Source organism: Xylophilus sp. Leaf220, from assembly GCF_001421705.1.
Classification (GTDB): Bacteria; Pseudomonadota; Gammaproteobacteria; order Burkholderiales; family Burkholderiaceae_C; genus Xylophilus.
Window position 1 is genome coordinate 229,715 of record NZ_LMKO01000001.1, and the last position, 12,653, is coordinate 242,367.

19 protein-coding genes and 5 pseudogenes are annotated in these 12,653 nt (G+C 66.1%); 7 read left to right on the forward strand and 17 right to left on the reverse strand.

Translation table 11 applies throughout. The features are described 5' to 3' along the window. Positions 1-5: 5 nt before the first annotated feature. From ASE76_RS01065 to ASE76_RS01110, 15 genes and pseudogenes are all read right to left on the reverse strand, one after another. Complete coding sequence (locus ASE76_RS01065; protein ID WP_055833429.1) at positions 6-878, reverse strand: head maturation protease, ClpP-related; 873 nt, start codon at positions 876-878, stop codon at positions 6-8. Positions 879-881: 3 nt separating this feature from the next. Further along, positions 882-1,571, reverse strand: a complete 690-nt coding sequence (locus ASE76_RS21025) for a phage portal protein (protein ID WP_055833431.1) — start codon at positions 1,569-1,571, stop codon at positions 882-884. 90 nt (positions 1,572-1,661) lie between these two features. Continuing rightward, positions 1,662-2,053, reverse strand: a pseudogene (locus ASE76_RS21425) (phage portal protein); the annotation flags it as partial. A gap of 808 nt (positions 2,054-2,861) precedes the next feature. Next, a complete protein-coding gene (locus ASE76_RS20350) occupies positions 2,862-3,179 on the reverse strand; it encodes a terminase TerL endonuclease subunit (RefSeq protein ID WP_055833433.1) in 318 nt (105 codons plus the stop codon). 76 nt (positions 3,180-3,255) lie between these two features. After that, a pseudogene (locus ASE76_RS21030) lies at positions 3,256-3,516 on the reverse strand (terminase TerL endonuclease subunit); the annotation flags it as partial. A 94-nt stretch (positions 3,517-3,610) separates the two neighbouring features. Next, positions 3,611-4,027: pseudogene (locus tag ASE76_RS21035) on the reverse strand (terminase TerL endonuclease subunit); the annotation flags it as partial. Between the two features lie 34 nt (positions 4,028-4,061). Next, positions 4,062-4,168, reverse strand: a pseudogene (locus ASE76_RS21430) (hypothetical protein); the annotation flags it as partial. 149 nt (positions 4,169-4,317) lie between these two features. Next, a pseudogene (locus tag ASE76_RS01080) lies at positions 4,318-5,114 on the reverse strand (terminase large subunit domain-containing protein); the annotation flags it as partial. A gap of 243 nt (positions 5,115-5,357) precedes the next feature. After that, positions 5,358-5,795 (reverse strand): hypothetical protein (locus ASE76_RS01085; protein WP_236698299.1); only part of this gene is annotated, 438 nt, incomplete at its 5' end. A gap of 271 nt (positions 5,796-6,066) precedes the next feature. Next, complete coding sequence (locus ASE76_RS21045) at positions 6,067-6,237, reverse strand: HNH endonuclease (RefSeq protein ID WP_236698300.1); 171 nt, start codon at positions 6,235-6,237, stop codon at positions 6,067-6,069. A 262-nt stretch (positions 6,238-6,499) separates the two neighbouring features. Continuing rightward, positions 6,500-6,883, reverse strand: a complete 384-nt coding sequence (locus ASE76_RS01095; RefSeq protein ID WP_055833443.1) for a hypothetical protein — start codon at positions 6,881-6,883, stop codon at positions 6,500-6,502. After that, a complete protein-coding gene (locus ASE76_RS01100) occupies positions 6,880-7,500 on the reverse strand; it encodes a hypothetical protein (protein WP_156362483.1) in 621 nt (206 codons plus the stop codon). The genes ASE76_RS01095 and ASE76_RS01100 overlap by 4 nt, the downstream gene beginning before the upstream one ends. After that, positions 7,457-8,332 (reverse strand): helix-turn-helix domain-containing protein, encoded by an 876-nt coding sequence (locus tag ASE76_RS19790; protein ID WP_236698327.1) that lies wholly within the window; start codon positions 8,330-8,332, stop codon positions 7,457-7,459. The genes ASE76_RS01100 and ASE76_RS19790 overlap by 44 nt, the downstream gene beginning before the upstream one ends. 5 nt (positions 8,333-8,337) lie before the next feature. Continuing rightward, the gene (locus ASE76_RS01105; RefSeq protein ID WP_055833450.1) at positions 8,338-8,550 is read right to left on the reverse strand and encodes a phage regulatory CII family protein; all 213 of its coding nucleotides are present in this window, start codon (positions 8,548-8,550) and stop codon (positions 8,338-8,340) included. After that, complete coding sequence (locus tag ASE76_RS01110; protein ID WP_055833453.1) at positions 8,541-8,777, reverse strand: phage regulatory CII family protein; 237 nt, start codon at positions 8,775-8,777, stop codon at positions 8,541-8,543. The genes ASE76_RS01105 and ASE76_RS01110 overlap by 10 nt, the downstream gene beginning before the upstream one ends. A 229-nt stretch (positions 8,778-9,006) precedes the next feature. Between ASE76_RS01110 and ASE76_RS01115 the strand changes: the two genes are divergently transcribed. Next, entirely contained in the window at positions 9,007-9,501 is a 495-nt protein-coding gene (locus tag ASE76_RS01115) for a hypothetical protein (RefSeq protein WP_055833456.1), read from the forward strand. 25 nt (positions 9,502-9,526) lie between these two features. Here the strand turns inward: ASE76_RS01115 and ASE76_RS01120 are convergent, their stop codons facing one another. Together ASE76_RS01120 and ASE76_RS01125 are read right to left on the reverse strand one after the other, a co-directional pair. Continuing rightward, complete coding sequence (locus ASE76_RS01120) at positions 9,527-9,901, reverse strand: hypothetical protein (protein WP_156362485.1); 375 nt, start codon at positions 9,899-9,901, stop codon at positions 9,527-9,529. After that, the gene (locus ASE76_RS01125; RefSeq protein ID WP_055833462.1) at positions 9,894-10,148 is read right to left on the reverse strand and encodes a YdaS family helix-turn-helix protein; all 255 of its coding nucleotides are present in this window, start codon (positions 10,146-10,148) and stop codon (positions 9,894-9,896) included. The genes ASE76_RS01120 and ASE76_RS01125 overlap by 8 nt, the downstream gene beginning before the upstream one ends. A 74-nt stretch (positions 10,149-10,222) precedes the next feature. Here ASE76_RS01125 and ASE76_RS19795 point away from each other — a divergent pair, with 74 nt between their 5' ends. The 6 genes from ASE76_RS19795 (at position 10,223) to ASE76_RS20355 (ending at position 12,652) form a co-directional block, all read left to right on the forward strand. Next, positions 10,223-10,897 carry a S24 family peptidase gene (locus ASE76_RS19795; RefSeq protein ID WP_082447829.1) on the forward strand — a complete coding sequence of 225 codons (675 nt, stop codon included), beginning with the start codon at positions 10,223-10,225 and terminating at the stop codon, positions 10,895-10,897. Positions 10,898-11,001: 104 nt separating this feature from the next. Continuing rightward, a complete protein-coding gene (locus ASE76_RS01130; protein ID WP_055833465.1) occupies positions 11,002-11,208 on the forward strand; it encodes a hypothetical protein in 207 nt (68 codons plus the stop codon). After that, entirely contained in the window at positions 11,205-11,648 is a 444-nt protein-coding gene (locus ASE76_RS01135) for a hypothetical protein (protein WP_055833466.1), read from the forward strand. The genes ASE76_RS01130 and ASE76_RS01135 overlap by 4 nt, the downstream gene beginning before the upstream one ends. Next, complete coding sequence (locus ASE76_RS01140; protein WP_055833469.1) at positions 11,645-11,923, forward strand: hypothetical protein; 279 nt, start codon at positions 11,645-11,647, stop codon at positions 11,921-11,923. Before ASE76_RS01135 ends, ASE76_RS01140 begins: the two co-directional genes overlap by 4 nt. Continuing rightward, a complete protein-coding gene (locus tag ASE76_RS01145) occupies positions 11,920-12,351 on the forward strand; it encodes a hypothetical protein (RefSeq protein WP_055833472.1) in 432 nt (143 codons plus the stop codon). The genes ASE76_RS01140 and ASE76_RS01145 overlap by 4 nt, the downstream gene beginning before the upstream one ends. Next, on the forward strand, positions 12,263-12,652 hold the full coding sequence (locus tag ASE76_RS20355; RefSeq protein ID WP_156362486.1) for a hypothetical protein: 390 nt from the start codon (positions 12,263-12,265) through the stop codon (positions 12,650-12,652). The genes ASE76_RS01145 and ASE76_RS20355 overlap by 89 nt, the downstream gene beginning before the upstream one ends. Position 12,653: the final 1 nt, after the last annotated feature.

The window sequence follows — 12,653 nt, forward strand, 5'->3', positions numbered from 1 at the left end:
CCTTTTCAGTTGGAAAGTGAGAAGCCCTGGAGGGCGTGGACGACTTGCGCTGCTGCGGCGGGCTTGTTGACCCCGCCGCGTTCGGTGGGATCGCCCGCACCGCTGCCGGCGGGATCACCCACGCCGGACTTGAATTCGCTGATCAGCCGGAGAGCGTCCGACTTCGGCATGCCGCTCGCTCGAAGGGCGGCTTCAATGCGGCGCACTGCCGATGCGCTGGCCTTGCCGGCGCCTGCTGAGATCTGGTCGGAAGGCAAGAGCTCGTCGGCGAAGCCTTGCTCCACCGCTGCGCTGCCTCCAATCCAGGATTCCGCATCGAGCAGCTTGGCCGCAGACTTGGCATCAAGCCCCGTGCGGTCGCAGTAGATGTCCACCATGGCCGCGTCAAAGGGTTCCAGCCAGTCCGCGATGCCGCGCAGGTCCAGGCGGTTGCCCGCGGCCACCACCCAGGAGTTGTGCACCATGAAGAAGCCGGCACGTGCGATCTGCACTTTGTCGCCGGCCATGGCAATTACCGATCCGGCAGATGCGGCCAGGCCTAGCACCTTCACGGTGATCTCGCCTTTGTGCTCGCGCAAGATGTTGTAGATGGCCAGGCCCTCGAACATGTCGCCGCCCGGGCTGTTCAGATTGACTGTGACCGGGCCGGCGCCCATGCTTCGCAGCGCTCCGGCCACGCGCCGGGCCGTGACGCCCTCGCCTGACCAGGTGTCGTAGCCGATCGCCTCGTAAATGCTGATCACCCGCTCGTCGGCCTGATCGGTTTCAGCGGCCTGTATGCCGGGATTCCAGCGTTCCATAGCGCGCGGCAGAATTTCACTGCGCACGCCGCTACTCGGGCGGCCTGTCGGGGCGCCCGGAAGATTTCGCAAGCTCATGGATTAATCCTTGGAGTCGGGGGAGAAACCCAGCAGCGCGCGAAGTGCGGCCCGGGCCTGGGTGGTTTCAGTCGCGGTGCCGACCCCATCGAGCGTGGTCATGGCTGACTGCACGGTCAGGACGGCAGCATTGCCGCCCATTGGCTCTCGGTCTTCCAGCTCCCGCACCTCGTCGCGGGTCAGGATCCCGTTATTGACCATCGCGCCATAGAAGGCGGCGCGGCCGGCGCTGTCGGCGCGCAGCAGACCTTCGACCGCGAACTTCGCGTAGTAGCGCGTCCGCTCACCTGGCGTCAGCAGGTCCTTGGCGATCGCCTGCTCGCCGATCATCTGCTGCTCGATGCCGGTGCCCCAGCTGGTGGATTTCTCGGTGTGGCCGACCATCCAGGGCGGAACGCGGAACCAGCGGCAGATCGCCTCGACCGAGAAGGACCGCGACTCCAGCAGCTGAGCGTCCGCCGGGTTGATGTCCAGCGTTCCGGCCTCCATGCCCATCTCCAGCAGCGGCGCCTCGCCGCGCTCAATCCTTCCAGCCATATTCTTCTGGAAGTCCTCCCGCTGGTTAGGCTTCAGCAGCTGCGCAACGCGGTAGTAAATCGTAGGCAGCAGCCCGTTTCGAAAGGTCTTGGCTGCAGCCTGCTCGGCAGCGATCGCCGCGCCGAAGACCTTGGCCCCGTASTGGATGACGGACACCCCGTTGATCCCGTCGAGCGTGAAGCCGGGAATGGTCCAGATGTTTGCCGTCGCGATCTCCCGCAGCGAGCCGTTCGCCCGTGGGTAGTNTGGATGACGGACACCCCGTTGATCCCGTCGAGCGTGAAGCCGGGAATGGTCCAGATGTTTGCCGTCGCGATCTCCCGCAGCGAGCCGTTCGCCCGTGGGTAGTGGTAAGCCTTTCGGCCGTCCAGCCCACGGGTCACCTGCAGCTTCTGCGGATCCAGGAACATCAGGCCGACCAGCTGCGGGCCCGCGTAGAGCTTCTCGGCGCGGCCGGCGCCGCGCAGCAGCATGGCCGCCACCATCGCCTCCCAAAAGACCGAGGCGGTCGAGTCCGTATTCGGCTGGTCGTGGATGATGAAGTGCAGCCTGTGATCGCCGGCCGGCCGCTTGCCCTTCGGGGTCCGCTCGAAGACGGACAGAGGCAGCGTGGCGATCGTCTCTGAGATCAGCCGCACGCAGCTCCCGAGTCTTCCAAAGCCGGCCTACGGGCACTCCGGTCAACGNCTGGTCGTGGATGATGAAGTGCAGCCTGTGATCGCCGGCCGGCCGCTTGCCCTTCGGGGTCCGCTCGAAGACGGACAGAGGCAGCGTGGCGATCGTCTCCGAGATCAGCCGCACGCAGCTCCAGGCCGCGTCGAGCTGCATCACTCCCTTCACGCTGACCTCTACCCCCGCCCCCGAGTCGGGCGGGCTGTATAGCTCGGCATCCTGGGTGGTCAGGGATTTGACCCAGCCACTCACCGCCGCGCGAACCCGGCTCACCACGCCACCGGTCGGTCGATTCTTCATATGCGTTTCACCTTCCGACCACCGGGTTTTGCAGGAATGCCGAGATATTCGGCTCCCCATCACTGAAGACACACCGGCTCAGTGCCATCACCACGGCGACGACGCCATCGATGCGGCCTGTTTGCTGGCTCTTTTTCTTGTCCGGGCGGAAGTTGCCGTTCGTGTCGAACAGCAGCGCCACNCTGGTCGTGGATGATGAAGTGCAGCCTGTGATCGCCGGCCGGCCGCTTGCCCTTCGGGGTCCGCTCGAAGACGGACAGAGGCAGCGTGGCGATCGTCTCTGAGATCAGCCGCACGCAGCTCCAGGCCGCGTCCAGCTGCATCACGCTCTTCACGCTGACCTCGACCCCGGCGCCCGAGTCGGGCGGGCTGTAGAGCTCGGCATCTTTGGTGGTAAATGACCGCACCCAGCCATCGACGGCGGCACGAACCCGGCTTACGACGCCGCCGGTAGGTCGATTCTTCATACGCGTTTCACCTTCCGACCACCGGGTTTTGCAGGAAGGCCGAGATATTCGGCTCCCCATCGCTGAACACACACCGGCTCAGCGCCATCACCACGGCGACGACGCCATCGATGCGGCCTGTTTGCTGGCTCTTTTTCTTGTCCGGGCGGAAGTTGCCGTTCGTGTCGAACAGCAGCGCCACGTTCATCGCGCAGTAACGCAGCACCGGGTTGCCCCCGTGCTGCAGCAACTTCCCGTACACCAGCATTTCCAGGGCATTCGAGCCCGGGTACATGCCGCCGGTGTTCTGCGGGATCTCCACCAGCGGCACGCCGGCGTCCAGCATCTCGTTGCAGAGCTGCTGGGCGTTCCACCGCCATCACCACGGCGACGACGCCATCGATGCGGCCTGTTTGCTGGCTCTTTTTCTTGTCCGGGCGGAAGTTGCCGTTCGTGTCGAACAGCAGCGCCACGTTCATCGCGCAGTAGCGCAGCACCGGGTTGCCCCCGTGCTGCAGCAATTTGCCGTACACCAGCATTTCCAGGGCATTCGAGCCCGGATACATGCCGCCGGTGTTCTGCGGGATCTCCACCAGCGGCACGCCGGCGTCCAGCATCTCGTTGCAGAGCTGCTGGGCGTTCCACCGGTCGAAGCCGATGTCGACCAGGTCGTAGTCCTGCATCGCCTGCTGCACCTGGCGCCGCACCGGCCAGCATCTCGTTGCAGAGCTGCTGGGCGTTCCACCGGTCGAAGCCGATGTCGACCAGGTCGTAGTCCTGCATCGCCTGCTGCACCTGGCGCCGCACCGGSCCGTAGTCCGTCACATCKCCCGGGGTGGCGGTCAGCCAGCCCTCGGCCGCCCAGCGCTTGTAGGGCGCCACGTCGTCATGCTCCTGCGCATCGACCTTCGCCTGCGGGCACCAGAACCAGACCAGCACATGCCATTCGGGATCGTCGCCCTCGGGCGGGAACACCAGCGCGAAGGCGGTCAGGTCGCGGGTGCTGGCCAGGTCCAGGCCGCCGAAGCAGCGCCGGCCCTTCAGCATCTCGGGGTCGAACTTCTTTCCGCCCAGGTCCCAGGTGTCGGCGGCGAACCAGCCGTCGGCGCTGTTGCACCAGATGTTCAGGTCCTTCGTGAGAAAGTTGACCTTGGCACCCGGCAGCGCAGCCGCCTTGCGGGCCATGCCGCGCATGTATATACACCGCCACGCCTGCGAGCGATTTCANGCGGCGAACCAGCCGTCGGCGCTGTTGCACCAGATGTTCAGGTCCTTCGTGAGAAAGTTGACCTTGGCACCCGGCAGCGCAGCCGCCTTGCGGGCCATGCCGCGCATGTATTCGATCGTCTTCGACTTGCCGAGCCCCGGGTTGGCCTTCGGCCAATTGCGTTCATCGAACGGGTCGTCGTGCGCATCCAGGGTGTAGACGTAGCCGAAGAAGGCGTCGTCCTCGCGCTTGCCCTCCAGAGATCGGAAGAGCGTCNGCCGCCTTGCGGGCCATGCCGCGCATGTATTCGATCGTCTTCGACTTGCCGAGCCCCGGGTTGGCCTTCGGCCAATTGCGTTCATCGAACGGGTCGTCGTGCGCATCCAGGGTGTAGACGTAGCCGAAGAAGGCGTCGTCCTCGCGCTTGCCCTCCAGCACCGAGATCAGGTAGCCCCGCACCTCGGTGCAGATGCCGTCGAGGATGAAGCCGGCAGTGGTGATGGCCGACAGCAGCGGGTGCGCCCGGGCGCCGAGGGCTGACTCCATCACGTCCCACACGTCGCGTGACTTCTGCGCGTGCAGCTCATCGAACAGGATGGCGCTGGGGTTCAGGCCGTCCAGGTTCTCGGCCATCGCCGGCAGCGGCGCGAACACGCTGGTGTCCATCTCGATCTTCTCCTGGTTCAGACCGGAGAAGACCTTGAACGACCGGGCCACGCCCGGCGACCGGCGCACCCAGCGGCGCACGTTGTCGAAGCAGGGCTTGAACACCGTCATGGCTTGGGCTCGGGTGGTGGCCACGGCGTAAACCTCGGCGCCGATCTCGCCGTCCATCGCCAGCAGGTAGCCGCCCTGCGGCCCCTTCCATGTGCTCTTGCCGTTCTTGCGCGCCACCTCTTCGTAGCCGCGGGTGAAGCGCCGGTGCCCGGTGTCGATGCGCCGCCAGCCGTAGAGCACGGCGGTCCAGAACTTCTGCCACGGGTCCAGCAGGATCGGCTTGCCGGCCAGCGGGCCCTTGATGTGGACGAAGAATTTCTCGATGAACGAGATGACGTGCCAGCCGTGGGCGGGCATAAAGACCAGGCCGCGCTTTGCGCCGTCCTTCAGGTCCTGGTAGTGCCGCAGCACCGCGAGGTAGACCAGCCGCCCGGTGAGGATGTCGCCGCGCAGCACCGGCAGGCCGTACTGCTCGTCCCACTCCTCGAGCGCCGCCGGCGTCAGTGCCGTGATGCGTGCGCGGGCGAGGNCCGGTGAGGATGTCGCCGCGCAGCACCGGCAGGCCGTACTGCTCGTCCCACTCCTCGAGCGCCGCCGGCGTCAGTGCCGTGATGCGTGCGCGGGCGAGGACGTGCCGTGGTTTACGAGGTCGGCGAACAGGTCGTCCTGCTTGGCCTGCTCGCCGGTGTCCTTTCGGACCCGGGCCAGCGACGGGATCGTGAGACACGCTTTTGGCAGCCATTGGCCCAGTTCCATTTTGAGACGCTTCTCGTCGTCGGCCCAGGGCGTCGGGGTGGCCCAGCCGGTCTTCGAGATTTGCGTGCGCCCCTTCTCGTCGCACTCAGCCGCGGCCTTCAGCCAGTCGGCGAAGGTGCGCACGATGATCGCGATGGGCAGGCTGGCGGTGAGGTGCTCGATCCCCGCCTGGCGGAGCGTCTCGCAGATATGGTCGTAGAGCTGCTGCTCTTCGTCCGATAGGCCCAGCATGCTGGGCGGTTTGGGCGAGACGATCTCGCCCGGACCCGACAGCACCCGGGANGCAGATATGGTCGTAGAGCTGCTGCTCTTCGTCCGATAGGCCCAGCATGCTGGGCGGTTTGGGCGAGACGATCTCGCCCGGACCCGACAGCACCCGGGAYCCGCCGACGGCGGGGAGCGCTGCGGCGAAGTTGGTTTTGTCAGTCATCAGGACYCATCCTCAAACCCCCGGGGGGTAGTTCTCACTCCCCATAAATTTCCAGCTAGGCGTACGGTTTCCAGCGGGGAGTGCTGGACTTTGGACTCACCCTCCCCCGCCAAAACCGCCCGGTCAAGCCGACCGGCGGCGGCCCCGGATCGCCTCGGCCAGGCTCTTGGCCTCGTGGCAGGCATCGCAGAGCCCCTGCTCGTTCGTCTCGTCGTCCCTGCCGCCTTCGGCCAGCGGGATGACGTGATCGCGCTGCGTCGCCAGGGCCACCAGGCCGAGGGCGTCGCAGTGCACACAGAGGGGGGAGCGTGAGAAGAGCGCAGCGCGCATGGCCTGCAGCCGGCGGCCGGTGATGCGCTTCGTGGCCTTGGGTTTCTTCGTCCAGGCCTCGCGCTGGTGCTGGTCGCACCTGCCGGCCTGGGTGGCGAGCTGCCGGCATCCCGGGTACGAACAGGGACGCGGTGCAGCGACGGGCATAGAACCCCAGAAACGAAAATGCCCCGCGGTTGCGAGGCATCAAAAAGGTCTGGACGTGACTATCCAGCCGGGGCCGATACTACGAAAGAATTCCGCGCTTCGCAAGAACTTTCAGAAGAAAGTTTCGCGCTTCCAGCAGCAGCACCGTGCGCTCCGCCGGGTCCACCGGCAGGCGCGGCGAGGTCCACACGGCAGCACGCGACGACATGTTCCGGGCCTGGAATGCCAGCGCCGTCCGGTGCGGCTGGGGCACCTGGTCCATCGCCGCATCCACCGCTTCGGCCAGGTCGTCGTCCACCGACTCATCGAACGCGCTGCACTCTTCGCCGCGGTGCGCCGCCGACTGCGCCATGCGGCACGCCGCGTTCACACCCGGGTAGCCGCGCCCGTCGCGATAGCCTGCCGTCCACCGGTGCCAGCCCACCAGCATTCCGTCCAGGATGGAATCGATACCGTCGTTCATCCGCATTTCGTGCTTTCGTTCGTTCGACCTCGACCAGCCGAGGCCAGGATCTGCGCCATGCGCTCACGCACGGCAGCGGGCGGTGCGCCCACCTTCACATCGGCCACGATCTGCAGCGCAGGCATCGGCACCGGTTCACCCCATCCAGCCCGGTGCTCCTTCTGCAGCACCCACGCCCATCGCTTGGCGCAGTCGCTGTAGGCCCGCGTGCGCAGCTCGAACGACATGGCGCACGACGCACGCCACACAGCCGGATGGCTCCACTCTCCTTTGCGGCCTTCCCTGCGCTCGCGTTGCCCATCGACCGCCTCCAGCCATGCCAGCTCGGGGTCGAGCGACGGGCGGCAGAGGCGTGCGAATTCGGCCGGGTGCGGCGGGAAGACCCGCTGTCGACAGGCCATCAGCCCACGAGCGAGTTCCTCCGGTGCATACCCGGCCAGCACCTCCGACCATTGCTGCTGCACTGCCTCGGCTGTCGAGCTGGCGAACATGTCGGCCATACGATCCCCGAACTGCTCGGCGAGCCGAAGAAAGAGCTTTGCCGCCACGCGCTTCGGCAGCGCGTCTTGAGCCTCAGCCCGCGTCGACAAATTCAGTGCTGCTGCTGCGTGCTGCATTCGATGCCTCCCTTCCGTGTGCCAGGTCGGCCATGCCGGCCATGAAGCTCTGCCGACGCTCCTGCGCCGGTGTTTCTCGCCTGCCCCGCTGCCCTGCCCCAGGTGCACTGCCGCCCCGATCTGCCGCGCGCAGCAGCCAGTCGAAGCGAAAGCCCGTCCATCCAAATTGCATTGCCTCGGCCAGCGCAGCATCCGCCGTCCACCCGCCAGCCACCGCGAGGTGCAGTTCGGCCGCGAGGTTGTCGAGCGCCGTCTGCGTCAACGGCGCCCGCTTGCGCTTGCGGTGCAGCAGGTAGTCGGACCAAACACGCGGCGTGATGGCAGGCAGCGGCGACAGGTCGAGCGCCGGTGCACGCGCGCCCTCTCCTATTGCGGTTCCCTTACGGTTCCCTTTGGGTTCAATTACGGTTCTGGGTGACTGTGTGTCGGGGGTGGGGTGACCCACAGTCGGGGGTGGGGTGACGGTGGGTCGGGGGTGGGGTGACACACAGTCAGGGGTGACAGTCGGTCGGGGGTGACTGTCTGTCGGGGGTGGGGGTGACACACAGTCGGGGGTGGGTGCAGGAACGCCCGCGGCCAACACACTCTTTTTGGGGAACAGGATCTGGTAAACCGTCGAGCGGCCCGGCCGGTCCGACACCTTCAGGTAGCCCTCGGCGATCAGCCACGCGATCGACCGCTGCACCGACCGATCCGACAGGCACACCCGCTCCGAAACGCTGGCGACCGAAGGCCAGCACACGCCCTGGTCGTTCGCGTTGTCGGCCAGGCTCACCAGCACCGCCTTCTGGCACGGCGGCATCTGCAGCGGCCAGCAGGCCGACATGATCATCGTGCTCACCGGGCGCCTGCCTTCCGCGCAGCTATCGCCGCGACGCCGTCCACCTTGGCCACCAGYTGCTGGATCGCCGCGATSGCCTCCCGCGCCTCTTTCTTGATCCGCTTGATCTCGTTSGGCGAGTAGTGGTCGTCCTGGCCGGCCTCGGTCACCTTGCCCACCACGTCGGCCACCTCGCGCATCACGTTGGTGGCGCCGTGCATCACGTCCATCGGCAGTGACTGGCGACGCTGGTGGCGTACGCCGCGGCCGATGGCGTGCCCGCCTCGGCGCACAGCTGGCCGATCGCGCATGCCTCGCGGATGCCCAGCTTGTAGCCGGGCGCCGCGCGCAGTTCCTTGTCGAGCGTCTGCCACGGCTTGCCCAGCCGCAGCGCCACCGCCTCCACCCCGCCGGGGTAGTCGCGCACCATGAGGCGTAGCGCGTCATGTCCATCCATATCCGTGTCTTTCAGAAAAACGCTATTGAATTAAGAGCACGCCGCGCAGAAACTGCGGGCATGAGAACGAGGGAGCCGAAAAGAAAAACCGCCTGCCGCCCCGGCATGCCCAACACTGCGCACCTGCCCGCGCGCAGCGACAGAGAAGCCATGGAGAAACAACCGAATGGCATGCCGGCGTGTGTGACGGCAGGCGGGGAAAACGAAACGTGCCGGAGAATCCGGGGCCATGGACCTAAGCCTCATCACCGGCACCCTCTCGCTGCTCAAGGGCGCGCAAGAACTCGGCACTGCAGCCATAGCTACGCGCGATGCGCAAAAGCTCACCGCGGCTGTGACGGAGATCAACGGCAAGCTGCTCGAGACGCAACAAGCGCTCTTCTCCATCAGCACCCAGGCCTTCGAGCTGGGGCAACAGAACCAGAAGCTCCATCTGGAAAAGCAGGAACTGCAGGCAGCCGCCCATCAGCGCGCCCGCTACACGCTGGCCGAGGTGGCCCCTGGCAATTTCGCCTATCGGCTCAAGAGTGCCGACAGCTTGAAGCCAGGCGACGCCGAGCCGGTGCACCTGGTCTGCCAGCCCTGTTTCGACCAGGGGAGCAAAGTCGTCCTGATGAGGACTTTCCGCTCGTCCGATACCACGCGGAACTACCATGCCATCTGGCTGTGCTCCGCGTGCAAATTGGCGCTCCCGGACTTCATCACCGAGAGTTCCAGAGGCTGAGCCCTCACTGTCCTCTGAGTAGAAATCAGCCACGGTCCGCATCCTCCGGAGAAGCGCTCCGCAGCACCTGCAGGAATGCACCATCGTCTGCCGCCGCAACGTCGACGCCCTGGCGGGCCAGCCCCTCGGCCAGCACGCCCAGCCATGCCGCAGCACGCGCCCGGGCCAGCTGCTCGGCCGCGTGCCATCCGGAATCCCAGGGATCGGCCTCGAACGCCTGCAGGGCAGCGACCGAAGCAGGGACATCGGCGAGCAGCTCGGCCGCCGCACTGAAGCGGTCGGGCGCATGCTTAACCAACCCCGGCGGACCCACCCCCGGCGGCAGCGACGAAAACCGCGGCATGGCTTGCATCGAGCGGGAGGAGTTCCAGGGCGCGCGCGCGGTTGTCGGGTCACGCATGGGCCACCTCCTGCTGAGCCACAAGCTCGGGCCAGATGTCGCGCCAGTCGTCCGGCCGGAGATCGGCTCGCGTGACAAGCCCTCTCGTCGCACGCTCGATAGCGACGCAATGCTTCGGCCCGGGCTTCCGGTTGGCATAGCCGTGTTGCCACTGGCGGACCTGCGCGTCGCTAGGTACGCCAATCTGCACGCTCAGCTCTTTAACGGACAACGCACCGGACAAGTCCAAATATTCATGCAGCTTCATGGCGTGCAACTCTATAGCGTTCGCTACATTTTTGCAATACCAATCGCTAGCGTAGCGGATGCTACTGTTGCAACATGACCGATCTAGAGATTCAGGACCTGCGGCGAGCAAGGCTTGCAGCCCTTGCGCAAGAGGTTGGGGGCAACGCCGCGCTAGGCCGGCTGTTGGGGTACTCCAGCGGCGCCTTCGTCGGCCAGATGCTTTCCGGCCACAAAAACATCACAGAATCGACTGTCAGGCTGATCGAACGGCTCCCTAGGCGGGAAGGCTGGTTTGACACCACGACGACCGCTCGGCGAAGGGAAGAGATTGACCTCGATTCCCACCCTGATCTGGTTTCAGTCCGCCGGGTGAATCTCAAGCTCCAGGCGGGAATGAACGGCTTTGCAGTCGAGCCCGAGGAAGGGGAAGCGGACCCAATTTTTTTCCGTAGCAACTGGCTAGCAGCCCGCGGCTACAAGCCTTACAACCTAATCGCAATAAGCGTTCGCGGCCCAAGCATGGAGCCGACCCTTTATGAAGGTGATCTTGTCGTAGTGAACACAGCTGACAGAGAGCCAAAAGACGGATCTGTATGCGCGATCAACTACGAGGGCGAATCGGTGATCAAGCGGCTGCAACGAGAAGGGGGCAGCTGGTATCTTGCAAGCGACAACCCAGACCAGCGCAGGTTTCCGCGCAAAGAATGGATCGATGGAGAGGCAATCATCATTGGGGTGGTGATTCACCGTCAGAGCGAATTGCTTTAGCTGACGCTGCATAAATTTGCAAACGTATAGCGTTTGCTATTGACAAACACCAATAGCGAACGCTACAGTTCGCTCCTTGCCGCTTTCGGCTTTAGGAGCGAACGATGCATTTCACCCCCCTGCGCAGCTACCGCGCAAACCTGATCCAACCCGGGATCCAGGCCGAAGACGTAGAAGCCCACGCCGCTGCCGGCACCCTGCGCACGATCCGCCTGCGCGCCCCCAGTTGCACCCATGCGCAAATCGCCGCGCACAAGGTCACCGGCCTGCCGGTGCACTCGGTGGAGCGGATCGAGGTTGCGGCAGCATGAGCGCCCTGCCCGCCTCGTTCGCCTCGCTGCCGGCAGCACGCCCCGTCGCGCTCGACTTTGCGCGTGACACCATCACGTTCGAGCTGCCGCCCGGCCTACGCGTCTCCCAGCAGCTCTACGCGATCGCATCGGCCGAAGCACTGGCGGCCGCACTGCAGCAGGCAGGGCTTCCGGAGCACGGCGCAACCGTCCTGGGTGCGCCGCTTGCCACGCCACCCGCGGTCAAGTTCACAACGTACAACGGGTTCCGCGTGCTCACCGTCGACGGCGGGAACGGCATGTGCGTGCACGTCCAGTGCGACCGCTTTAAAAATCCGGCGCATTGGTACGGTAGCGAAAGCCGCACCGACCAATCTGGCCGCGCGTGGGAACGCCAGATCGGAACGCTCGTCATCGACAACTTCGGCGACCTCGTCCCCGCAGAAGGCGGTGCCGCATGAGCCGCCGCCTCGACAACCCCGCTCTGGACTTCTCGCTGATCGGTGTCCTGCTGATGCTGGCCGTTCTGCTGGGCTGCGGCGGCCTCTACCTGGACGGCGGTCCCGACGAGCCGGTCGGCATGGAGGCCCAGGCTGACGAAGCCGCCCACCTGCAGGCGCAGTACGCGGCCGACAACGCCCTGGCCGCCAGCGCCCGCGCCCGGCATCCGTCCACCGCGCAGCCGCCGCGCCGCATCCACGAATCGGTGCTGGTCGCCGCCGGGGGCCGCCCATGACGCCCCGCGAGATCCTCGGCAGCTTCTGCGAGCCCGTCACCGTGCAGGGCTCGGTGCTGGAAGGCCCGTGGCGCGACGGTGCCTACGCCTACGCCACCAACCGCTGCTGGATGGTGCGCATGCCCGCGTTCGGCATGGGCAGCCTTATCGGCCGCACGCCGGAGCATCCCACCTCCGCGTCCGTCGCCGCCCTGTTCGACAAAGCACCCCAGGCCGGCTTCGCGCCGATGGAGACGCTGCCGACAGTCAACCCCTGCCCGCGCTGCTGGGGCACGCTGACCGTGCAGACGCACGCCTGTCTCAGCTGCGCAGGCAAGGGCAAGTTCGAGCACTACCGCCATGAGTACGACTGCGCCCCGTGCGAGGGCAGCGGCCGCGCGTGGTCCGGCGACAGCCCCTCGCCACAAGTTCGAGCACTACCGCCATGAGTACGACTGCGCCCCGTGCGAGGGCAGCGGCCGCGCGTGGTCCGGCGACAGCCCCTCGCCACCCGAACTGAAAGAGACCTGCATCGACTGCTCGGGCACCGGCTTCGACCTCGCGCACTACCAGATCGCCCTGTACGGCACCCAGTGGTTCCAGCCCGGCTACCTGCACGCCATCGCGCGCCTACCGGGCGTGCTGTTCGCACCCGGCCTCGACAAGGGGCCTGCCGGTTTTCGATTCGACGGCGGTGGCGAGGGACTGCTGATGCCGTGCCATCCGCCGCGCTTCTACCCCAGCTTCTGAC